The sequence below is a fragment of the Dyella silvae genome (assembly GCF_026421305.1).
In the GTDB taxonomy this organism is placed as follows: domain Bacteria; phylum Pseudomonadota; class Gammaproteobacteria; order Xanthomonadales; family Rhodanobacteraceae; genus Dyella; species Dyella silvae.
In genome coordinates this window covers 155248-177356 of record NZ_JAPJBQ010000003.1, presented here as the reverse complement: position 1 = coordinate 177356, position 22109 = coordinate 155248, and the positions used below count along the sequence as shown (strand labels likewise).

At 63.4% G+C, this 22109-nt stretch carries 17 protein-coding genes; 6 read left to right on the top strand and 11 right to left on the bottom strand.

All coding sequences use genetic code 11. The annotated features are described in order from the left end of the window. The first annotated feature begins 10 nt into the window (after positions 1 to 10). A complete protein-coding gene (locus OQE56_RS09305) occupies positions 11 to 748 on the top strand; it encodes a hypothetical protein (protein WP_267223729.1) in 738 nt (245 codons plus the stop codon). Positions 749 to 798: 50 nt separating this feature from the next. On the opposite strand, the gene OQE56_RS09300 is transcribed toward OQE56_RS09305, so the two are convergent. Both OQE56_RS09300 and pmbA read right to left on the bottom strand, forming a co-directional pair. After that, on the bottom strand, positions 799 to 1215 hold the full coding sequence (locus OQE56_RS09300) for a DUF4870 domain-containing protein (protein ID WP_267223727.1): 417 nt from the start codon (positions 1213 to 1215) through the stop codon (positions 799 to 801). Positions 1216 to 1318: 103 nt separating this feature from the next. Continuing rightward, positions 1319 to 2671 carry a metalloprotease PmbA gene (pmbA, locus tag OQE56_RS09295; protein WP_267223726.1) on the bottom strand — a complete coding sequence of 451 codons (1353 nt, stop codon included), beginning with the start codon at positions 2669 to 2671 and terminating at the stop codon, positions 1319 to 1321. A gap of 116 nt (positions 2672 to 2787) precedes the next feature. On the opposite strand from pmbA, the gene OQE56_RS09290 reads away from it, so the two are divergent. Both OQE56_RS09290 and yjgA read left to right on the top strand, forming a co-directional pair. Then, positions 2788 to 3036: a DUF1653 domain-containing protein gene (locus tag OQE56_RS09290; protein ID WP_267223724.1), complete on the top strand. Its 249-nt coding sequence runs from the start codon at positions 2788 to 2790 to the stop codon at positions 3034 to 3036. A gap of 41 nt (positions 3037 to 3077) precedes the next feature. Further along, the gene (gene yjgA / locus OQE56_RS09285; protein ID WP_267223722.1) at positions 3078 to 3662 is read left to right on the top strand and encodes a ribosome biogenesis factor YjgA; all 585 of its coding nucleotides are present in this window, start codon (positions 3078 to 3080) and stop codon (positions 3660 to 3662) included. Between the two features lie 246 nt (positions 3663 to 3908). On the opposite strand, the gene OQE56_RS09280 is transcribed toward yjgA, so the two are convergent. After that, on the bottom strand, positions 3909 to 5327 hold the full coding sequence (locus tag OQE56_RS09280; protein ID WP_267223721.1) for a YeiH family protein: 1419 nt from the start codon (positions 5325 to 5327) through the stop codon (positions 3909 to 3911). 187 nt (positions 5328 to 5514) lie between these two features. Next, positions 5515 to 6954, bottom strand: coding sequence for a metalloprotease TldD (gene tldD / locus OQE56_RS09275; protein WP_267223720.1), 1440 nt, complete (start codon positions 6952 to 6954; stop codon positions 5515 to 5517). Positions 6955 to 7101: 147 nt separating this feature from the next. Between tldD and OQE56_RS09270 the strand changes: the two genes are divergently transcribed. Next, positions 7102 to 8307 (top strand): sterol desaturase family protein, encoded by a 1206-nt coding sequence (locus OQE56_RS09270; RefSeq protein ID WP_267223718.1) that lies wholly within the window; start codon positions 7102 to 7104, stop codon positions 8305 to 8307. 52 nt (positions 8308 to 8359) lie between these two features. Here OQE56_RS09270 and OQE56_RS09265 read toward each other — a convergent pair whose 3' ends face one another. Continuing rightward, positions 8360 to 12235 (bottom strand): YhdP family protein, encoded by a 3876-nt coding sequence (locus OQE56_RS09265; protein ID WP_267223716.1) that lies wholly within the window; start codon positions 12233 to 12235, stop codon positions 8360 to 8362. Positions 12236 to 12306: 71 nt separating this feature from the next. Beyond that, a complete protein-coding gene (gene rng, locus OQE56_RS09260) occupies positions 12307 to 13794 on the bottom strand; it encodes a ribonuclease G (RefSeq protein ID WP_267223714.1) in 1488 nt (495 codons plus the stop codon). A gap of 192 nt (positions 13795 to 13986) precedes the next feature. On the opposite strand from rng, the gene OQE56_RS09255 reads away from it, so the two are divergent. Beyond that, positions 13987 to 14499 (top strand): mismatch-specific DNA-glycosylase, encoded by a 513-nt coding sequence (locus OQE56_RS09255; RefSeq protein WP_267223712.1) that lies wholly within the window; start codon positions 13987 to 13989, stop codon positions 14497 to 14499. A gap of 70 nt (positions 14500 to 14569) precedes the next feature. On the opposite strand, the gene OQE56_RS09250 is transcribed toward OQE56_RS09255, so the two are convergent. Further along, positions 14570 to 15469, bottom strand: coding sequence for a LysR family transcriptional regulator (locus OQE56_RS09250; RefSeq protein ID WP_267223710.1), 900 nt, complete (start codon positions 15467 to 15469; stop codon positions 14570 to 14572). A 92-nt stretch (positions 15470 to 15561) separates the two neighbouring features. Here OQE56_RS09250 and OQE56_RS09245 point away from each other — a divergent pair, with 92 nt between their 5' ends. Then, complete coding sequence (locus tag OQE56_RS09245; RefSeq protein ID WP_267223709.1) at positions 15562 to 16554, top strand: NAD-dependent epimerase/dehydratase family protein; 993 nt, start codon at positions 15562 to 15564, stop codon at positions 16552 to 16554. A gap of 55 nt (positions 16555 to 16609) precedes the next feature. On the opposite strand, the gene OQE56_RS09240 is transcribed toward OQE56_RS09245, so the two are convergent. The 4 genes from OQE56_RS09240 to OQE56_RS09225 form a co-directional block, all read right to left on the bottom strand. Continuing rightward, complete coding sequence (locus OQE56_RS09240; RefSeq protein ID WP_267223708.1) at positions 16610 to 17893, bottom strand: cytochrome c; 1284 nt, start codon at positions 17891 to 17893, stop codon at positions 16610 to 16612. Then, positions 17890 to 18648 (bottom strand): c-type cytochrome, encoded by a 759-nt coding sequence (locus OQE56_RS09235; protein WP_425601612.1) that lies wholly within the window; start codon positions 18646 to 18648, stop codon positions 17890 to 17892. The genes OQE56_RS09240 and OQE56_RS09235 overlap by 4 nt, the downstream gene beginning before the upstream one ends. Before the next feature lie 205 nt (positions 18649 to 18853). Beyond that, positions 18854 to 20503: an MASE1 domain-containing protein gene (locus OQE56_RS09230; protein ID WP_267223706.1), complete on the bottom strand. Its 1650-nt coding sequence runs from the start codon at positions 20501 to 20503 to the stop codon at positions 18854 to 18856. A gap of 214 nt (positions 20504 to 20717) precedes the next feature. Beyond that, on the bottom strand, positions 20718 to 22103 hold the full coding sequence (locus tag OQE56_RS09225) for a class II 3-deoxy-7-phosphoheptulonate synthase (RefSeq protein WP_267223704.1): 1386 nt from the start codon (positions 22101 to 22103) through the stop codon (positions 20718 to 20720). Positions 22104 to 22109: the final 6 nt, after the last annotated feature.

The window sequence follows — 22109 nt, the reverse complement described above, 5'->3', positions numbered from 1 at the left end:
GTTCGCCCCCATGCCTCATCCCCTTCGTTTGGCGCGCCCGGCAGGCGCCTGGCTGCTCAGCACGCTTATCACGCTGATGATCGCCGCCTCCGCGCATGCAGCCGCTCAGAACACCGATTTCAGTGGCGCCTGGCGACTGGACGACCGCAACAGCGACACCGCCGATGCCCTCACCGCTGCCATGCGTACGGAAGCACGCAAGGAACTGGCCAGCACCGAGCAACAACCCGCGTCGCCTTCGAGCACCGCCTCCACCGATAACCATCCCGGCGGCGGTCGTCACGGTGGTGGCGGAATGGGCGGTGGCGGGATGGGGCACGGCAGCGGCATGGGTGGCGGCGGACACGGTCGTCACGGCGGCAGTAACGACAGCAAGCCGTCCAGCGGCAGCGACAAAGACCCCATTGCCACCGCTACCTATCCGATGCCCCCGATCCTCAACGCCGACTCCGTGCTGCTGGTGCAACAGGACGCCAAAACCTTTCAGGTTCGCCTGAGCAACGGCGACCAGCTCACCGGCAAGCTCGACGGCCTGCCCCACCAGACGCTCAACGGCAACGCCATGGTGCGCGGCCGGGCCGAGAACGGCCAGCTGATCGTGTCCATCCAATATGGCGACGGCACCCAGCTCGACCAGACCTGGATGCTGTCAGCCGATGGGCAGCAACTGGTGGTCAACGGCTCGTGGAAGGTCCCCACGCTGCAGCAGCCGGTGACGTTCTGCCGAACCTACGTCGGCTTGCACTGAAACGAAAAAGGCGGCCCTTTGGCCGCCTTTTCTCTGGCACTTGATCGTGCTTACTTGATCAGGCGCAGCGTGAAGGGGTAGCGGTAACGCACACCTTCATTGGCTTTGATCGCCGCAACAATGGTGAGCACCAGCCACGCCACACCGACGATGACACCCACCGGAATGGCGATCAGCGCGCCCAGTCCCAAGGTGATGAGGGTGAGCACGAACAGCGCCAGCCCGACGATGGCGAAGGTGATGTTGAAATTCAGTGCTTCCTTGGCCTGATCATCGACGAAGGGCATGGTGTCCTTCTTGATCAGCCAGATGATCAGCGGCCCCAGAAAGCAGCCCCAGCCGAACCAGTGACCGGTAAGGATGCATCCCAGCACCGCGGACAGATGGGCAAACAGGGCCCACTGACGTTCTTCGGCGGATGGCGTATCGGTAGGCGGCGGTACGGCGGACTCGGGTGGAACGCTCATGCGAACATCTCCTGGGTCGAGGACCTGATTTTTACGTTGCCGGCCCCTCGCCGGCAACGCCGATCCTAGCAAGTGTTCGTACGATTTTCCGGTACTACGGTGTCTATTCGCCCGCGATGGTCATCTGCTCCAGCAGAATCGACCCGGTAAGCAGATGCGAGCGCGCATCGACATCGGCGCCCACCGCCACGATATGGGCGTACATGTCGCGCAGATTCGCCGCGATGGTGATTTCTTCCACCGGGTAGACGATCTGGCCATTCTCGACCCAGAAACCCGCGGCGCCGCGCGAGTAGTCGCCCGTAATTGTGGACACGCCCTGCCCCATCACTTCGGTCACCAGCAGGCCGGTGCCCATGCGCTTGAGCATGCCGGCAAAGTCGTCCTGCCCGGGCTCGACCAGCAGGTTGTGGATACCTCCCGCATTGCCGGTAGAGGCCAGCCCCAGCTTGCGTGCCGAATAACTGCCTAGCACATACCGCGCCAGCACGCCGTTCTCGATCAGCGCACTGTCGCGCGTGGCCACGCCTTCGGCATCGAACGCACCTGAGCCCTGCCCACGCATCAGAAACGGGCGCTCCACGATGCTCAGCCATGACGGCATGATCTGCTTGCCGGCATGGTCCAGCAGGAAGCTCGCGCGGCGATACAGCGCGCCACCACTGACGGCTCCCACCAGATGGCCGATCAGGCCGCGGGCCACCTCAGGCGCGAACATCACCGGGCATTGCCTGGTGGACAGCCGCTGCGCCCCCATGCGGGACAACGTGCGTTGCGCGGCCTTGTCACCCAGTGCTTCGGCACTCATGAAGTCGTCGGCCGAACGGACGCTGTCGTACCAGTAATCGCGCTGCATGCCTTCGTCGTCGCCAGCGATCAGCGCTACCGACAGCGAATGGCGGGTGCCGCGCTCGCGCCCCAGGAAACCATGCGAGTTGGCGTAGACGGCCAGGCTTTCGCCCATCTGCACGCTCGCGCCGTCGGAATTGGTGACACCGGCGTGCGCGCGACCGGCGTCCTCGATCTGCTTGCCCAGTGCGATCGCCTGTTCGGTGTCGATACGCCAGGGGTGCCACAGGTCCAGATCCGGGAACTCGGTGGCCATCAGGGCCGGGTCGGCCAGGCCGGCCGCCGGGTCCTCTTCGGTGAACCGCGCGATGGCGCAGGCCTGATCCAGGGTGGCCTGGATGGAGTCGGGGTTGAGGTCTGCCGTACTGGCCGAGCCTTTGCGCTGGCCGAAGTACACGGTCAGGCCAAAGCCCCGGTCGCGCGTATGCTCGACCGTTTCCACCTCGCCCAGACGCACGTTCACGTTCAGCCCGGTATCGATGCTGGCGGCCACTTCGGCCTGGCTGGCGCCAGCCGCACGGGCACGGCGGATCACGTCTTCGGCCAGTTGGGCGAGCCGGTCGAGTTCGTCGGAGCTACGATCCTGGGCGGGGCTGAGTTGGGTCACGCGTTCAAGTCCTACAGGCGGGCGGGTAACGGGTAGAATACGCGGTCCTACCCGCGCAGCCTCCCGACATGGGGGTGGCGCGGCCGAATGCAAAGAGCGTCCCTCGGAGATAAGCCATGTCACCGACCGCCGGCATCTACCGTCACTACAAAGGCCAGCGTTACCGCGTTCTGGGCACCGCCCGGCACAGCGAAACCATGGAAGAAGTAGTGGTTTACCAGGCGCTTTACGGCGATTTCGGGCTATGGGTGCGTCCCGCTGCCATGTTCTGCGAAACCGTGGAGCTGGATGGCGAGCCCATTCCCCGTTTCGCACTGGAACAGGCCGAGCCGAACCTGTTCGACAGCAGCCATACGCCGCACTAAGAGCCTGCTTCAACACCAGGCCCCACCGCTGGAAGATCCAAGTGAATCGCACTTACACCCACAACCCCGACCACGATTACGGCCCCACCCGCACACAGCAGCGCCGCGACGCGCTGGCCGTGCTGGCCCTGGCCAACCAGTTGGTTGAACTGCCGCAGAGCAAACTGGCAAAGCTTGAATTGCCCGAAGACGTGGTGCGCGAAATCGCCAATACGCGCCGCATCACCGCCCACATCGCGCGCAAACGGCAGCTGCAGTTCCTCGCCAAAGTGATGCGCCGCCATGACACTGCCGTGTTCGATGGCGTGCGTGCGGCACTGGGCGAGAATCGCGAACGCCAGCGTCAGGAAACCGCTGCGATGCACCGCATCGAAGCCACGCGCGATCGCCTGCTGGAGGACACCGACAGCGCCCTGAGCGAGTTGATTGCGCAGCATCCGAATGTCGACCGCCAGCACCTGCGTTCGCTGGTGCGTCAGGCGAAAATCGAGAAGGACGGCAACAAGCCGCCGCGCGCGTATCGCGAGATCTACCAGCTGCTCAAAGAGCTGGCGAGCGGTGGCAGCGATGACGAGCCGGTCGCCGAGGAAGGCGATATCGACGGCGTGGAAGAAAGCGAAGACTGACGCTACGCGGGTCGCGCACTTGTGCGCGACCCAAAGCCCCTCAGTTCTCCCTAGGACTGAACCGCTCACACGTATCCCGCGGCGACACCCAGCAGTCGTGCACCTCGCACAACGCACTTGCCGCGATGCTCGCGCCATAGGCCGAGCCGAACGACGTCAGCCCCGGCACCCGTTCCTCCGTCACGCGCGGGTCGTCGCGGCGAAAGCGGCAGTGCTCGCAACGCGCAGCAAGTACGGCCGCGGTGCTCATCCACTCAGCCCGTTCCAGTAATCGGCAAACACGTGCACTGACAGCGCGTAGCCGATGAGGATGTTCACCACGACACCGATGGTGAAGGCCAGCAGGGGCTTCCATCCTGTCGCCGTGAGCGAACGCAGTCGCGTCGTAAGGCCGATGCTCAGGAAGCAGAAGGTAAATGCCCAGGTGCGTAGTGTGCTGATCGGCGCCACCAGATCCGGCGTTACCACCTTGCGGTAATCGGCCAGCGAGTAGTGGCTGGCAATCCAGGTCGTCAGCGCAGAAGCCAGCACAAAACCGATCACGAACTTCGGAAAGCGTGCCCAAATCTCCCGCACATCCGCTTTGGCCTGCACGCCACCTTCGGTGTTCCAACGCGTGGTAGCGACCCACGCCAATGCAAACGCCCAGATGCCGATCCAGATATCGCGCCCCACCACCTTCATGAGCGTGAACGCCTGCACAGCCGCATCCGGTGCTCCGGCGATCGCGCCGCCGGCGTGACGCGCGGCATCGCCGTAGGCTTGCGCTGCCGCGATGCCTGCGGCGTCTGCAAACTCGGACGTGCCGATCCACGCGCCCGCGACTGCCGTCGATAAGCCCAGCGCACGCGATGCCAACGGCAGTACGAAGATCATCACGATGGCCCATACCACCACCAACGTAATCGCCATCGAAGTCTGCTCTCGCTTCGCGCGAACGGCGCCGCCAGCAGCGATCGATGCCGACACGCCGCACACCGCGCCACCCACGCCGAGCACTGCCGCAAAACGTTTGTCGAGACCTAATGCCTTGCCGGACAAAAAAATGGCGAAGAACGTGCAGAGCGACACGATAGTCGCCTGCCCCACCGCCACCGGGCCAGCCCACACCAGCAAGGTCAGCGGCAGCGTAGCCCCCAACAGCACAATGCCAACCTTGATATAGAACTCGACACGCAACCCGGACTGAAACCATGCAGGCAACGGTGCGAGATTGGATACCAGCAGCCCCAACGCCAGGGCGATCAACGGCGCCTCTAGGTTGTAATGCGACGCCTGCGTCCACGCCGATGCCGTAAAGATCAGCAACGAAACGACGAACAGGATCAGGAAGCTCGGCAGAAACCGCGACAACGAATGCCCCAGCACGGCCAACCCCGTACCGAACAACAAAGCGAAAGTTGCGAACAATGCCAGGTAGTTTGGCCAGTGGCTCGCGATGCCTTGCCCCGCCTCCGCCAGCGTCGACCACTTGCCCGGCGCCACCGCCAGCCACTTCAGACTGCTTCCGTTGGCGAACAAGGCCCAGGCCACCGCGATCACCAGCAGGCCGATCCACACCGACCACCAGTCTTCGTTGGCAAATAAGCCCCAGCGCTCAGGACGCGCCACAACATCGCCGGATGGCCGGGCCTGCGCCGGCAGAATGCGCGTCGCTTCGCTCATGGCGTCGCCCTCAGATAAAGCGGAGTGATGATGGACGTCTAAACGCCCTCAGCCTTCACTTTCCTCGGATGGCAAGGCGAAGCGAAATGAGGTTTTGTTCTATCGATATGCAGGAATTGAGCTGACGCCTCTTGGGCGCCCTTTACTGAAGCCCCTTCCTTCCACAGGAGAAAGGGGCCAACGGATATCAGGATGCCGTACCGCCCACCGTCATGGCATCCACCTTCAGCGTCGGCTGGCCCACGCCTACCGGCACGCTCTGGCCATCCTTGCCACACACGCCCACGCCTTCATCAAGCGCGAGGTCGTTGCCAATCATGGAAACGCGCGTGAGTACGTCCGGACCGGAGCCAATCAAGGTGGCGCCCTTCACCGGACGCGTCACCTTGCCGTCTTCGATGAGATAGGCCTCGCTGGCGGAGAACACGAACTTGCCGTTGGTGATGTCCACCTGGCCGCCGCCAAAGTTCACAGCGTATATACCCTTCTTCACCGAGCGGATGATCTCTTGCGGATCGTGCTGGCCGGCGAGCATGTAGGTATTGGTCATGCGCGGCATCGGCAGCTGCGCAAACGATTCGCGGCGGCCGTTGCCGGTCGGTGCCATGCCCATCAGGCGCGCATTGAGCTTGTCCTGCATGTAGCCCTTGAGAATGCCGTCCTCGATGAGCGTGGTGCATTCCGTGGGCGTACCTTCGTCGTCGATGCTCAGCGAACCACGACGGCCCTGCAGGGTGCCGTCGTCCACCACGGTGACGCCGGGGGCAGCCACGCGCTGGCCGATGCGGCCGGCGAACGCAGAGCTGCCCTTGCGGTTGAAATCGCCCTCCAGGCCGTGACCAATGGCCTCGTGCAACAGCACGCCGGGCCAGCCAGGGCCGAGCACCACCGGCATGCTGCCAGCCGGCGCATCGACCGCATCGAGATTCACCAGCGCCTGGCGCACGGCTTCATCGGCAAAGGCCATGGCGCGGCCGTTTTCGATCAGCTCGCGGTAACCGTAGCGGCCACCGCCGCCGGCATTGCCTTGCTCGCGGCGGCTGCCCTGCTCTGCGATCACGGTGACGTTGAGGCGCACCAGGGGACGCACATCAGCGGCCAGCGTGCCGTCGGAGGCAGCGATCAGCACGGTATCCATGGTGGCGGCCAGACTCACGATCACCTGCTTGATGCGCGGATCGCGGGAACGCGCATACGCGTCCACTTCGCGCAGCAGGGCGATCTTGTCGGGATTGGGCAGGCTCTCGACCGGGTCGATGGCCGGATAAAGCTGGCGAGCGCCGTGAAGCGCCAGCGGCTTGCCGGCGCCATTGCCGCCCTGGGCAATGGCCCGGGCCGCCTTGGAGGCCTCCAGCAGCTGCGGCAGCACGATCTCGTCGGAGTAGGCAAAGCCCGTCTTCTCGCCGCTGATCGCACGAACGCCCACGCCTTGCTCAATGGAGTGGCTGCCATCCTTGACGATGCCCTCTTCCAGCAACCAGGACTCGCTGCGCGAATGCTGGAAATACAGGTCGGCGGCGTCGATGGAGGGACCCATCAACTGGTTGAACACGCGGTCGAGGTCAGTGGCGGCCAGCCCGCCCGGCGCCAGCAGGCGACGTTCGGCCTGCGCGATCAGGGAATCCATGAGGTCGTTGCCATGTGTAAAGAAAGGGACTTTACCAAGTTGGGGCCGTCGCAAGTCGTTTAAAGCCTGTGCCCGGTGCGGCGGAAGGGGCCAAACCGTTACGATGCGGCCTGACCAAACCCATGATGTCTACGTGAAGGATCACACATGAGCGACACCCCTCCGCGCCAGCGGGCCCATAAGGTCATCGACCGCGCCATCAAGGCCCCTATCGAGGAAACCCGCGAGCTGCTGCACGGCGACGGCGAACTCAAGCCTGGCCTGGGAAAAATCAGCAGCATCATCGCGTTGTCGCTGGGCTTTCTGAGCCTGCTAGGCGTGCTGGCATTTCATTTCCCGCAGTACCTCACCACGCCGGACCTGCGCCACAAGTATTCGGTGGATGTGCTGCGTCAGCTATTGCTGGTCGCCTTGCTGGTTGCCGGCGGTATGTCGCTGGCCAATATCATTCTTGGCCGCATGCGCAAGCTGAGCATGGTAGCGTTCGCGCTGGTGATGGTGGCGACGGCGCTGGGCGGCTCGCGCGTACCCGTGGGCGACTTCCCCGATCACACGCCCTACATCGGGCTGGATTGGTTCATCCTGGATCTGCTCGGCTCCACCCTGGTGTTCGTGGTGATCGAGAAGCTCTTCCCGCTGTACAAGGGCCAGAGCATATTCCGCAAGGAATGGCAGACGGATCTGAAGCACTTCGCGGTAAATCACTTCATCGTGGGCCTGGCACTGCTGGTGGTGAACTACCTGCTGCATCACCTGTTCGGTTGGCTGGTACGCAGCGACTTCCAGCAGTTCGTGCAGCACATCGCATTTGTGCCGCAGCTACTGTTGTGCATCCTCGTGGCCGACCTTGCGCAGTACTGGACGCATCGCGCCTATCACGAGGTGCCATTCCTGTGGCGCTTCCATGCGGTGCATCACTCGGTGAAAACCATGGACTGGCTGGCCGGCTCGCGCCAGCACATGCTGGAGCTGATCGCTACCCGCGTGTGCGTACTTGCGCCGCTCTACATCCTCGGTTTCAGCGAAGCGGTGATGAATGCCTACATCATCGTGGTCGGCTTCCAGGCGGTGTTCAATCACGCCAACGTGCATCTGCCGTGGGGGCCACTGAAGTACGTGATGGTGACGCCGGATTTCCATCATTGGCATCACGCCTCCGATGACGAAGCCATCGACAAGAACTATGCCGCGCACTACGCCTTTCTCGACTACTTGTTTGGCACGGCGGTGACGTCGAAGAAGAAATTTCCGGAGCACTACGGCGTGGTGGGTGATTACATGCCTGATGGATTTGTGCGCCAGCAGCTATTTCCGTTTCGCGGCAGCACGAAGGCGAACGATCCGGCAGGCTGAGTGAATCCTTGCAGGAGCGCACTTGTGCGCTCCTGCAGTTTCGCGAACCGCTTCAATGTCCAGTGCTGCTCGCGGGTGCTGGCGACAGGTCGGTGCCCGGCACCACTGCCGAAGGCAACAGCACATTCTTCCTTTCGATCAGCGTGATCACCGGCTTATCCCAACTGCCCGTGATCTTGTAGCGCTCGCTTGCCGCGTGATTGATACCCTTGCCCAACAAGCCCTGGGCCACGAAACCGGCGGCGATACCGATGGGTCCACCGACCACCGCGCCCACTATCGGCAGGCTGTTGCCAGCGTGCGGAACGGCCAGCACCTGCAGGTCGTAATCCTTGGCACGCATGCCCGTACGGCCCTTGATGGAAATTTCGGCGGCCGGGCTGCGGATCTGCAAATTATCGGTATTGGCGTTGCCATCGCCGAGCTTCAGGTCGCCGCTGATGGCGTCAAAGGCAAGTCCCTTGCCGAACACATCGCCAAAGTCGAATGAAAGCCGGCGCGGCAATTCCAGCACCGATACCAGGCCGAACAAACGCGCTACGCCGGGGCCAATTTCCGGCATGCGTCCATCGGTGATGTTGATGCTGAGCTTGCCATCCATATTGCCGAGCTCCATCGCCGAAGGGGCGCCGGGCCAGGAGGCGTCGAGTTGCGATCGCACCTTGCCACCGGCGAGCAGCCCTTCAAAACCGAAAGCACTCAACATTTCACCGAGGTTCTCGGCGGCAAAATCGATGCGCATGTGCGAGTGACTGTTGCCGGCCGTGCCTTCCCAGTCGCCCGTGCCATTGATCTGCACGCCGCGCGCCAAGGTGCGCAGCTGATCAATATGCATGCCGCGATCGGTCGGCCAGGTTTCAAGCCGGAAATCGCCTAGCTTGGAATCGCCGAAACGCAGGTCGCTCACCCACAGGTGGAATGGCGGCAAGGCCGAAGGCGTTATGCCCGTGTTTGCCGGATTTGCCGCGGGCTGCACCGGGTTGGCGCTCGCCGCCGCGGTATCCGTGGCTGGAGGCGTGTTGGCATCCGCCGCACTCTTCTTGGGCGGCACCACATCCTTTGGCCAGTACAAACGCTGAAGTCGTGCGGTCACGCCGCGCTTGTTGAGGTCCGCCAGCGGAATACCGAATCGACCGGCCAGCCCTGCACTATCCACCTCCACGGTCATGCCATCGGACTGCACTGACGCAAGCAAATGCATGTCGGCAAATGGATGGCCAAACACCATGGCCTGATCCGCGGAAACGTCGATGCTTTCCATGCCAGGACCGCTACTGGTGCTGCTCGATGCGGCGTACCGCACCCAGCCGGTCACATCAAGCTTCGCGGCGCGGCCACGTACGCGTATGCCCGAATTCGGAAGGGCGTCTGGCATCTTGGTGCCGAACGCAAACGTGGCCGCGAACGGCTGGCTTTCGTTCTGCGGCAGACGCATGCGAGCACGCACCACCTGCCCCATGTTCAGCTGCACTTCGCTCCCCTGCATCGGCAGGTTCATATCCACATGCAGCGGCAGTGCCGCGTCGGGCGACTTCTTCAAAGGTACCGGGAACGTCAGCGCCATGCCGCTCAATGTCGAATCGACGCTCAGTTGTTGCGTGGTCGCTACCGAACCATTGGTGTGCAGGATGTTGAAGCCCACGGTGAAATCACTGCGGCCTTCGGCCACCTGATTGAGCCAGTCCAGTTCTTTGTAGCCCTGGGTCAGCTCGGCCATGCTGTAACGGCCACTGAGCTTCGCGGCCATCACGGTGTCAGGACGCCCGGTCGCACCTGCGATGGCCAGATCCAGTTTGGACGGCTGTCCGCGGAAACTGGTATCCAGCGGCCCGGCATGAAAGCCTGCCTTGTCAAAGGTGGCCGGACCGGTGAGCTTGTCGAGCTTGAGGTTCCACTCCGGCGCATCGAAGTCCACGCCCTTGAGCTGGGCGTGTCCGGCGAGCAGGAAGTTGGGGGCATCGGCGACCGGCAACGAGAGGTGAAAGTCGAAGGCTCCGGTACCGCCAAGCTTCATCTTGGACAAGATATCGGCCTGATGGATACCGATCGGGCTGCGCTTCACGAACTCGATCATGCTGGCGCCGGTGCCGCTGCCGCTCACATTGAGATCCAGCACGGTGTTGCCGAATTCAGGAATCAGCGCGACGGCGCGATCCACCTTGTTGCCCAGCGATTCGCCAGCGCTTGCCTCGACCAGCATGCCGCCGTTGATGAAGTTGGCAACCGCGGTGACATTCTGTGCGTGCGGCCAATCCTTGCCGTAGTCCAGATCCAGCCCGCTCATTTCGGCACGTGCTTCGAAGCGGCCTTCGTTATGGTGGAACGGCCAATCCTTCAGGTCGCCGCGCACGAGCATGTCGCCGTGGTCGATCTTGCCGCCGACTAATGCCTGATCGAGCCACTCCACCGCGGCCGGCGCCATGGAATCGATCGGCCAGAACAGCTTGGCGGCCACGACGTCGGCGTGCGTCACCGTGGCGTAGAGATCAAGGAACGGACGCCCACCTGCATCGGGCAACGCCACTTCACCACGCGCGTTGCCGCCGAATCCCGCACCTTCAAAGCTGAAAGGATCGGTGCCGATATGCCAGGCATCGTCCTCATGCCAGAACGTGACATCGCCAGCCAGCTTCGACATCACGAAGGGCTCGCGGAAGGTGTGGGGAAAGCGCAGCACAGTGGACTGCGCAGGCAGCGACACCGCCATGGCCTGCGCATCCCCACGGAATTCACCCCTCAGGCCATCGATGCCAGGCAGCTTGCCGACCGGATTGATCGCCAGGTTCTCGAATGCGACGTTCAGGCCTTGCAGCCCGTTGGCATGACTCCAGGCCAGCTGCGCGCGGGTGATCTGGCCGCGCGGTTTGCCACCGCCGACCCACTGCGCCAGACCGGTCGTCAGCTGCGGCTTGAGCGCAAGCCATGGCGCCAACGAAGCCAGCTGCAAATTGCTCGCAGCCGCTTCGACATGGGCCTGATCGGTGCTCATGCCATGCAAGGCAACCATCGCAGCGCCGCCGTCATCAGCCGCCCAGCGTAAGGTGTAGCCATCTTTTTCGATGGTGACTTCCGCCATGCCATTCAGGGCCGGCACGTTGGCGATTGCACCATCGGGGTTACCGAGCGCCAGCTCGCTCAGATGGAAGCGCGTAAGACTGCGTACCACTTTGGCGTCGCGCCAGTCGAGCCAGCTGTCAAAGGAGCCGCTGCCGCTTTCGGCCGTATAGCCGCCCAGATCGATGCCATTGGAAACAGCGTGCAGGTCGATGTCCTTGCCGCTGATCCACAGACGGCCGTCGGCCCCGTCCTCACTGAAATTGCCGGCGCCACGCACCTCACCGGGCGCACCTTCGCGGCGCAGCAATGCGCCCACGCGAACACGGCTACCTTGTCGGCTCATACGCAGCTGCTCTGCCACCAGCACATAGTGGCGATGCAGCCGGTTGTCGGTAATGTCCAGCCGCGAGTTGCTCAACGTCAGACCCACTGACAGTTTGCCGAAGCTCGGGGTCTGCTGTTCCTCACCACCGGCAAGACCGATGCCGTTGATGTGCCAGGTACCGTCGGCATCCCGGCTGATATCCAGCTGCAGTCCTTGCGCGTGCAGATTCACCAGATGACGCGATGGGAGCAGCCAGCCGCCCAGATCGATTTTCAGCTCGGTTTCCGGAATGTGCAGCGGCGCGCCACCTTCATTCGCCCCCACGGTCACACCGCGCATCACGAACAACGGCCCTGCCGGTTGCCAGCGCCCTTCCAGCGTCTGGAACGTCACCGGAGTCTGCAGCTTGGCGCTCAGCTGTGCTGCCACCCAATCCGGGTGACGCGCAAGCAAGGGCAGCAGAAGCTGGGTAAGCGCCATCATCACGGCGAGCGAAATAACGCCCACGCCAGCGGCCCAGGCCAAGGCCCGGACAGCTAGTTGCATGCGCTTACGCCAGAGCGTATTCACGAACCGCTCACGACAAAACCCGCCCGGCGGCGCTCACCACCAGACTCTCAAAGCAAAACGACATCGAACTGTTCCTGCGAGTAATGCTCCTCAGCTTGAAAGCGTATGCTTTTGGAGATGAACTCTTCCAGTTCGGCCACGGCGGCGGACTCTTCCTCAAGGATGCGGCCGACCACCTTGGGGCTCGCCATCACCAGAAGTTTTTCGGTATTGAACTGGCGCACCGCGCGGGTGATCTCGCGGAAGATCTCGTAGGTCACCGTTTCGGCGGTTTTTACCGTGCCTCGTCCACTGCATGCCGGACAGGGCTCGCACAGTTGCCGCTCCAGGCTTTCGGTGGTGCGCTTGCGGGTCATTTCCACCAGACCCAGCGCCGACATCGGGTAAACGGTGGTCTTGGCGTGATCACGCAGCAGGCCCTTTTCGAGCATGCGCAGCACCTGACGACGGTGTTCTTCGTCGGTCATATCGATGAAGTCGATGATGATGATGCCGCCAAGGTTGCGCAGCCGTAGCTGGCGCGCCGCTGCCTGCGCGGCTTCCAGATTGGTGCGGTAGACCGTTTCCTCGAGGTTGCGCGAACCGACGTAGCCGCCGGTGTTCACATCGATGGTGGTCATCGCCTCGGTCTGGTCGACGATCAGGTAACCGCCCGATTTGAGCGGTACCTCCTTCTTGAGCGCACGCTGAATTTCATCCTCCACGCCATACAGGTCGAAGATGGGGCGCTCGCCGGCATAGTGCTCAATGCGGTCGTCCAGGTGCGGCATGAACTTGTGCACGAACTTCACGACCTTCTCGAAGGTTTCGCGCGAATCCACGCGCACCTTTTCAATGTCGTCGTTGAGCATGTCGCGCAGGCTGCGCAGCGGCAGCGACAGCTCTTCGTACACCCGCTCGCCCACCTTGGCCTTGGCGATGTTCTCCTGCACCACGCGCCACACCTTGCCAAGGTATGTCACGTCGAACGCCAGCGACTCGGCGGTCTGCCCTTCGGCATTGGTGCGCACGATATAACCGAGTGGGTTCTCGCCGATCAGCGTGTTCAATACCTCCTTGAGGCGTTGGCGCTCTTCCTCTTCCTCGATACGGGCGGAGATGCCCAGCGTCCGGGCGTGCGGCAGCAGCACCAGATAGCGTGAGGGAATGGAAAGGTGAGTGGACAGCCGGGCGCCCTTGGTGCCGATGGGGTCTTTCACCACCTGCACCACGATCTCCTGGCCCTCATGGACCAACTCGCTGATCGAAGGCACATGGCCATTGCCGTTGGTCACTACCTCGGCGCCTTCGGCCGCGACGGGCAGCGGCGGCCGCAGAATGTCCGAGGCGTGCAGAAACGCCGCGCGCTCCAGCCCGATATCGACGAATACCGCCTGCATACCGGGCATCACCCGTTGCACGCGGCCCTTGTAGACATTGCCCACATAGCCGCGACGGGAGGCCCGCTCCACGTGCACCTCCTGCAACATGCCGTTCTCTACTACGCCAACGCGGGTCTCGCGCGGGGTCACGTTGATCAGGATTTCTTCGCTCACCGGTATTCCCCTGGATGGGCGATCTTTATAGCGGCAGTACGCGCACACTGTCGATGCATGGCGAAGCTCGCCGACGTTCGATTCAGCAGGCACGCCAACTGGTGCCCAGAATCCCTGCAAATCAGGGATATTCGTGTACCGGGCAGTGTTCCATTAGGTCGCGGGCAGGCGCCGCCGTTATGCTGCCGGGCGATGCGCAAGACGATACTCCCCGACCTGCTCCAGCCGGGCCTGTCGCTGGTGTTCTGCGGCACCGCCGCCGGCCGGCGCTCGGCCACCGAAGGGGCGTACTACGCCCATCCGGGCAACCTGTTCTGGCGCGCGCTGCATGCCGTGCAACTCACGCCGCGCCTGTTCGCCCCATCGGAGTTTCCGCTGTTGCCGGCACTCGGCATCGGCCTGACCGATCTGGCCAAGCACCACGCAGGCAATGACGACGAGCTGCCCCGCGACGCCTTCGACGTCGCCGCGCTGCGCACGCGGATCGAACGTGTTGCGCCGCGCGTGCTCGCCTTCACCAGCAAGGCGGCCGCCCGCGCTGCGCTGGGACGCGCAGCGGGTTACGGGCTGCAAGCCGAACGTATGGGTGCCACCCAGCTGTTTGTCCTGCCCTCGCCCTCCGGCCAGGCGCGTGGACATTGGGATCTGAGTCCATGGCGAGACCTGGCGGCGCTGGTGAAGCCAGGAGTGAGTGAAGAGGAGTGAGCAACGAGAGAGAGCGGCGCCCGGAAGGTGCGGGCCTTTCTCTCACTTCTCACTTCTCACTCCTCGCGACTCACTCGTCGCCCCTGGCGTAGCCGCCAAGGGCCTCCGCAAGGTGGTCGAACAACCGGCGCACCCGCAAGCTCTGGCGCAGGTCTTCGTGCATCACAACCCAGGTTTCCAGCGGCAATGACACCGCTTCTGGCAGCAACCGCACCAGGTGGGGATTCCGCCGCGCCAGGCCCACCTGCACGAAGCCGATGCCGAACCCGGCGCGCAGCGCCGCCAGACCGGCCAGATCGCTGTCGGTGCGTAGCGCAAAGTGCTCACGGGAAAGGGGCAGCCCGGTGGGCCGCAATCGCCGGACGTAAGGCGCCTCGGTATCAAAGCCAATCAGGGCATGTCCGGCCAGATCGGCCGGGGTGGCCGGATGCCCATGGGCGTCGAGATAGCTTCGATGCGCGAACAACCCCAGCTCGATCCTCCCCACATGCCGCGCCACCAGGGCTTCCTGGCTGGGCTGCACCATGCGGATGGCGATGTCGGCGTCACGACGCAGCAGATCGGCCGTTTGGTTTGACAGCACCAGCTCGATCACTATGCCCGGATGCCGCTCGCGAAACGCAGTCAGCATGGGCGGCAACACCTCGGCACCGATGATCTCGCTGGCGGTGATGCGCACGCTGCCACTGACCTCCCCACGCCCAGCTGAGGCTGTGCGCTGCAGCGCCGCCGATGCGGAGGCCATGGCCTGCGCGTGGGGCACCAACTCCTGCGCCAGTTCGGTCGGCACCAATCCTTGCGGCGAGCGGGCGAACAGCACTGCCCCCAACGCCGACTCCAGCTCGCGCATGTGCCGGCCCAGGCTGGGCTGCGTCATGCCCAATGCCCGGGCCGCGCCGGAGAGGCTGCCCTCGCGCATGACGGCAAGAAACGATCGGTAGAGCTCCCAACCGGGGCCGATGGTAGTCATACATATTTGTATAGCAGATCTTCAATATTAGGCAATTTTATTTCATGGTGCCGGGCGGCAAGCTGGCCTCCACTTCAATGAGGACCCCAGCCATGACGACCCGACAGACAGCCCTGGTGATCGGCGCCAACGGCGGCATCGGCCGCGAAACCTGCCTTGCCCTGCAGCGGCACGGCTGGAAGGTACGCGCGCTGGTGCGGACGCTCCCCTCGCAACACCTCGATGGCATCGAGTGGCTGCAGGGCGATGCGATGAATGCCGATGACGTGCTGCGCGCCGCTGCGGGCGCCAGCGTGATCGTCCATGCGGTGAACCCGCCGGGCTATCGCGGCTGGGACCAACTGGTGCTGCCTATGCTGGATCACACCATCGCCGCCGCCCGCGCCCATGGTGCCCGCGTCGTGCTGCCGGGCACGATCTACAACTACGGCCCGGATGCCTTTCCGACCCTGCGGGAGGCGTCGCCGCAGCATCCGCCCACCCGCAAGGGCGAGATCCGCACGGAGATGGAACGCCGGCTGCAGGCGGCGACTGCCGATGGCGTGCGCGTGCTGGTGGTTCGCTGCGGCGATTTCTTCGGCCCGCGTACTGGCGGCAGCTGGCTCTCCCAGGGCCTGGTTCGTCAGGGCGCGCCCGTGAAACGCATGCTCTACCCGGGGCGCTACGACATCGGCCACAGCTGGGCGTATCTACCGGATGTCGCCGAAACCATCGCCCGCCTGCTGGCGCGGGAAAGCGCTCTCGCCCCGTTCGAAAGTTTTCATTTCGGCGGCTACTGGCTTGATGGCCATGCCATGGCGGCAGCCCTGCGCCGCGTCACCGGCAACGCAAGCATGGCGACCGGTCATTTTCCCTGGTGGCTTGCGCGGCTGATGTCGCCATTCAATGAAACGATGCGCGAGCTGTGCAAGATGCGCTACTTGTGGCGCGCCACCATCCGCCTCGACGACGGCAAACTCAAGGCACGGCTCGGCGACACGCTTTACACCCCGCTGGATGAAGCGCTTCGCACCACCTTGATCGGCATCGGCTGCATCAACGAAACACAGCGCAGCGGCACGAGCGCCGTTGCGGCTTCCATATAACCGGCGCGTGGCGGTGCGATCGGACCGATTCCTTTCGTGCGCAGGCACGCGGCGATCAATCGATCGGCGTGTGCCTGTACATGATCACGTCGCGCTCTTGCACCAGCGGCGCCTTGTTTGACCACGTCTGACGGATATAGGTCACCACGGCCGCCACATCGCTGTCGCTCAGTTGTTGTGCAAATGGCGGCATGGAATAAGGCCGTGGATTGCCTGCCGTCACCGGTGCAAAACCACCCAGCAACACGACGCGCATCGCATTGATGCCGGTCGGCTCATTCACGGAGGAATTGCCGTTCAGTGGCGGATAGATGCCGGCCACGCCGTTGCCATCCTTGCCATGACAGTCGGCGCACCGTTCCGCATAAATCTTGGCGCCCTGCGCGAGGATCGGCCGGAGATCCAGTGGCGACTTCTGCTCGGCCACCGGCGCGCGCGGCGGTAACGATTGCAGATAGGTGGCGATCGCGCGCACATCATCGTCCTGCATATGCTGCGTGCTACGCGCCACTACCTCGGCCATCGGCCCAAACGCTGTACCGCGCGCCGACTGGCCGGTCTTCAGAAGATCAACAATATCCTGCTCACTCCAGCCCGCCAGACCGCCATTCGCTTGTGTGCTCAGGTCGGGCGCGTACCAATTCTGCGAAGGAATCTGTCCGCCAGCCAGCGAACCGTTGCTTTGCTGGCCACCCAGCGCATCGCGTGGCGCATGGCATTCGTTGCAGTGCCCTAGCCCCTGCACCAGGTAGGCGCCGCGATTCCACGCTGCAGACTTCGACGTATCAGGCTGGTATTCGCCCTCGTGGAAATACAGCGCGCGCCAGGCATTGAGGCCGTTGCGCACGTTATAGGGGAATTCCAACGACGGTGATTTGGCCGGCTGATGCACCGGTGTCAACGACTGCAGGTACGCGAACATGGCCAGCGCATCGTCGCGCGTGACCTTGGTGAACGAGGTATACGAGAACACCGGATACAACAGCTCGCCATGGCGGCCTTTGCCGCTGTGCAATGCCTGCCAGAAATCCTCAAAGCTCCAGTCACCCAGGCCGGTTTCGCGATCGGGCGTGATGTTGGGTGCAGGAATATTGCCGAATGGCGTCGGCAACACGCGGCCACCCGCGTAACGCGCACCACCCTGCTGGGTATGGCATGAGGCGCAATCGCCAATCGTGGCGAGGTACTCGCCCTTCGCAATCCGTGCGGGATCTTTCAGCGTGGCCGCGTCCACCTTGCTCGCCGCCTGCGATACGGGCTGCTTCGCGCCACCGTGGAACATCCACCAGCCGCCCAGCGCCAACAGCAGCAACACCACGATCAGCAGCACGCGCTTCATGCGCCGTCTCCCTTGTCGCCCAACACGCCGCAGTGCAAAGGGGGTGTGACAGAACCCGCTGGCTGAGCATGCATGTCCGCCGGAAGTTCGCGGCCAGCCAGCCACGCGGATACCGCGCTGATGTCCGATTCGCTCAGACGGTTGGCGATCTCCGACATGCAATCGGGTGCCACCGTAGCGCGCGTCTTGGTGCGCCATGAACCGAGCTGCGAACTGATGTAGTCATAGGGCAGCCCCACCAACCCCGGAATGTCCGGCTGTACGCCGGTGAGCTGACTACCATGACAGGCGGAGCACGCGGGAATCTGCCGCGAAGGGTCGCCATGCGCCACCAGCGTTTCGCCGCGTTTGAGCGCATCGGCCGACAGGCGGGGCATCGGCGAGCGGCTGTAGGGCACGTCCTGCGCAGCGAAATACTCGGCGATCTCGCGCATGTACTCAGGGCTGAGATAACGCACCGTGTATTCCATCGGGCCGTATTTGCGCAGGCCGTCCTGAAAGTCCTTCAGCTGACGCGCAAGATAGCCAGCCGGCTTGCCGGCCAGGCGAGGAAAAAAGCCGCTTTCCGGTGTGCCTTCGCCATGCACGCCATGACAGGCCGTACATGCAGCAATGCGCTGTTGCAGCGTATCGGGGATGGGCGGGTGCTGCGCGTCTTGCGCATGCGCCACCCCAGCGCACGCCAGGGCCATCATCAGCATCGATGCAGCAACGATACGCCCGGCCTGCCACAGCTTTGCTGAGAGCGCTTTCATAGGCTTCCCTAGTGCACGTGATGCATGAATGCGCCGGCTACGAATGGCAGCACGGCACCCCTGCCCCGATTATAGGCAGCAGCATCAGCTTGACGCAGGCCACGCCGTACAAGCCACGGCTTCGCGACATCATGTCGCATGATTCGTATACGGCGAATGTAGAGCGCAACGACCAGAGACGTCTCAGCCCCTATCCCCGCGGCGGCTAGGCCGAAAGCGGATGCCCCAACAGAGCACCGGCCTCCGCTGGCCGGGATTCGAACCGCAGCGCATCGTGCAGCAGCAGAGCCACTCTGAGGTGGTGATGACTTTCCCGTTCGTGCACAACGCCGCCGTAAATCAGCGCGCGTTCGCGCACCGTCGCCATGCCTTGCCCGTTGGTGCCCAGCAGCGCCACCAGCTGGCGCCACTCCGGTACTGATCGTCCCCGCTGCTCGGATTGAGCGCGCGTACCGGTCAGACGCAACACGACCCAACGGCGGCCATGTGTATAACCGCCGCGAATCTGCACGTGGATGTGTCGCATCGGCTCGCGCGCAAGCAGATACACCAACAGCTCGCATGCCTGCCGGTAAAGCATCATGTGGACATCGGGCGCCAATTGATCGAGCCCGCTACCGGTGACATCGCAGACATAGTCCGCACCGGCCAGCGAGGATGCCTGCGCCAACGGGCCATCCATGAATGTCGCTTCAAGCCCACGTTCGCGCCAGGCGCGCGGGTGCAACGCGTTGGCCAGACGCTGCAGCTCCATTTGCGTCAATTCGAGGTGCCGCGCGTAGCCGTGCTCCATGCTTGCTGGCAGCATCGGGCGCAATCGCTCGACCATGCGACGCTGGCCATCGCGTACCGATTGACCCAACTGCTCCAGCGATTCCGCCACATGGCGCAAACGCTGCTCCTCTTGATAAAGGCCTTGTTGCGCGAGCTGAAAACCACGCAACGCGTCGGTGTCGATGGCAGGCTTTGCCTTGACGCCAAAGGGCAGGCGCGCCCCGAGAAGCAGCAGGCTCGACATGGCAAAGGCGATCAGCGCCTGCGCTTGTATCGCAGCCGGATCACGCACGGCGGTCACGGTGAGCTGCACCGCCACACTGGCCAACGCGCCGCCGATGGCGGCCCCTTGCCATCCATACCGCGAGGTCAGCCAGGCCACCGGCAAGAACATGGCCATACGCGAGATCTGCACCACCTCATCACCATGCTTTGCAGACGCCAGCCACATCAGCGCGATCAGCGCGGGTAGTACACCGGCCAGACCATCCCTTACCAGCGCCCGCCAGTGCGCAAACCCGCTACGCCAGGCAAGGAATGCCGGCGCCAAAGTCAACGCACCCAGATAGCTGCCGAGGAAGTAGGTAAGCACGATGTGCGTGGTAATCGCCGGCACCTCCTCGCCTGGAGGCATCTGCACGAGCGCCAACGACCCGGTGTTAGCCAGCGCACTGACGGTGGCGGCGGCGAGAATGCACGACAGCAGCGCTGCCACATTGACCTGCCCTGCTCGGAACAATGTCATGTATCGACGGCACCATGCGAATACCGGTGCGCTAAACAGGATGGGTGGCACTGTAACCACCGTGGCCCACAAGAGGCCGAATCGCTCGTGGTTGGACCAGCCCAGCCATGCCAGCGGTATCGCTTCGCCGACGACGAGAGCGGGCCAATAGCGGTAAGGCACCAGCAGCAGGCACAGCACGCGCAACCCCGAGGCGAGGTTCCAGTGCGATACCGAGACGTCCCGAAGCAGCGTGTAACACGCGGCATAGGCAGCGACGACAGCGATGTGTCGACATCCTGCGTAAAGTACGGCGCGCCTCCCTGCGTTGCCCATCTCTTTCGCTGCCTTTGCCATCAGGTAGTGCAAACCCTAATCAAGGAACCTGGCGAGCCATGTCTGCCGGCGAGACGGCGTCCGTGAGCTGCCAATGTGCCGCCCATTGTCGCAGGAAAACGCGCTATGCAGTGGTCGTCTTATTCTTCCCGATGGCCAAACCTGCGTCTGTCAGCGCCGATAAAAAAGCCCGGCTGACGCCGGGCTTTGAATGGACCAGCCGAAATGAGCGGGGTCAGACAGCCAATGAACCGGCGGACTTGCGCACGATCAACATGGCGAGTTCCAGCGACTGCTCGTAGTTGAGCCGCGGGTCGACCATGGACTTGTAAGCCCGGTCGAGATCCGCCTCGTTCAAATCGCGAGCGCCACCCATGCACTCGGTGACGTCCTCCCCGGTCAGTTCCAGGTGCACACCGCCCAGACGCGTACCCGCCGCAGCATGAATGTCGAAAGCCTGGTCCAGCTCACCGCGGATATTGTCGAAGCGGCGCGTCTTATAGCCGTTGGAGGTCGTTTCGGTATTGCCGTGCATGGGATCGGCCACCCACAGCACCCGCCGATCTTCGCGCTTTACGGCCGCCAGCAATGGCGGCAACGCTGCGCCGATTGGCCCATTGCCCATGCGGTGAATCAGCGTAAGGCGGCCCGGCTCGTTCTCTGGGTTCAATGCATCGATCAGCGGCAGCAGCTGATCCGGCGTCACCGAAGGGCCAACCTTCACCGCAATCGGATTGCGGATGCCACGGAAATATTCCACGTGGGCGCCATCCAGCGCGGCAGTGCGCATGCCGATCCATGGGAAATGCGTAGACAGGTTGAACCACCCCTGGTGGCGCGGCACCTGACGCGTCAGCGCCTCTTCGTAGTGCAGCAGCAGCGCCTCGTGCGAGGTGAAGAAATCCACACGCGAAAAACCGGCGATGGGACCGGCCAGCGTTTCCATGAAACGCAGCGAATCCCCGATCCCCGCCACCATGCGGCGATACTCGGCCGCCAAGGGTGAGTGTTCGACCCAGGCCAGATCCCAGTACTCGGGATGATGCAGATCGGCGAAGCCGCCATCGATCAGCGCACGCACGAAATTCATGGTCAAAGCGGAATGCGCATGCGCCTGAATCAAGCGCTGCGGATCCGGCCGACGAGCCTCCGGCGTGAATTCCTGACTATTGACCAGATCGCCACGGAAGCTAGGCAAGGTGACGCCATCGCGCGTCTCGGTGTCGGCCGAACGCGGCTTGGCGTACTGCCCCGCAAAGCGCCCCACGCGAAGCACCGGTTTCTTGAGTCCATGGACCAGCACCAGACTCATCTGCAACAGCACTTTGAGCCGATTGGAGATCACCGGGCTCGTGCAGTCGGCAAAACTTTCCGCGCAATCGCCGCCTTGCAGCAGAAAACGCTTACCTTCCTGCGCTTCGGCGAGCGCCTGCTTGAGCGCAATCACCTCCCACGATGTCACCAGCGGCGGCAATGTGGCGAGCTGCCCGGTAGCGCGTGCGAGTTCGTCAACATTCTCGTACTGCGGCTGCTGCAACGCCTGACGCTGCTGCCAGCTACCTGGCGCCCAGCCGGACGTGGTGTACATCGATGTCGGTGCAAGAGGCATAGCGTGTGACATGATCAA

What these genes read in the sequence shown, in the direction of transcription:
- OQE56_RS09305 (WP_267223729.1), top strand. Translation starts at nt 11, where the DNA reads ATGCCTCATCCCCTTCGTTTGGCGCGCCCGGCAGGCGCCTGGCTGCTC.
- OQE56_RS09270 (WP_267223718.1), top strand. Translation starts at nt 7,102, where the DNA reads ATGAGCGACACCCCTCCGCGCCAGCGGGCCCATAAGGTCATCGACCGC.
- OQE56_RS09250 (WP_267223710.1), bottom strand. Translation starts at nt 15,469, where the DNA reads ATGACTACCATCGGCCCCGGTTGGGAGCTCTACCGATCGTTTCTTGCC.
- OQE56_RS09255 (WP_267223712.1), top strand. Translation starts at nt 13,987, where the DNA reads ATGCGCAAGACGATACTCCCCGACCTGCTCCAGCCGGGCCTGTCGCTG.
- OQE56_RS09235 (WP_425601612.1), bottom strand. Translation starts at nt 18,648, where the DNA reads ATGAAAGCGCTCTCAGCAAAGCTGTGGCAGGCCGGGCGTATCGTTGCT.
- OQE56_RS09230 (WP_267223706.1), bottom strand. Translation starts at nt 20,503, where the DNA reads ATGGCAAAGGCAGCGAAAGAGATGGGCAACGCAGGGAGGCGCGCCGTA.
- OQE56_RS09265 (WP_267223716.1), bottom strand. Translation starts at nt 12,235, where the DNA reads ATGCAACTAGCTGTCCGGGCCTTGGCCTGGGCCGCTGGCGTGGGCGTT.
- OQE56_RS09300 (WP_267223727.1), bottom strand. Translation starts at nt 1,215, where the DNA reads ATGAGCGTTCCACCCGAGTCCGCCGTACCGCCGCCTACCGATACGCCA.
- tldD (WP_267223720.1), bottom strand. Translation starts at nt 6,954, where the DNA reads ATGGATTCCCTGATCGCGCAGGCCGAACGTCGCCTGCTGGCGCCGGGC.
- OQE56_RS09240 (WP_267223708.1), bottom strand. Translation starts at nt 17,893, where the DNA reads ATGAAGCGCGTGCTGCTGATCGTGGTGTTGCTGCTGTTGGCGCTGGGC.
- OQE56_RS09245 (WP_267223709.1), top strand. Translation starts at nt 15,562, where the DNA reads ATGACGACCCGACAGACAGCCCTGGTGATCGGCGCCAACGGCGGCATC.
- OQE56_RS09290 (WP_267223724.1), top strand. Translation starts at nt 2,788, where the DNA reads ATGTCACCGACCGCCGGCATCTACCGTCACTACAAAGGCCAGCGTTAC.
- OQE56_RS09280 (WP_267223721.1), bottom strand. Translation starts at nt 5,327, where the DNA reads ATGAGCGAAGCGACGCGCATTCTGCCGGCGCAGGCCCGGCCATCCGGC.
- OQE56_RS09225 (WP_267223704.1), bottom strand. Translation starts at nt 22,103, where the DNA reads ATGTCACACGCTATGCCTCTTGCACCGACATCGATGTACACCACGTCC.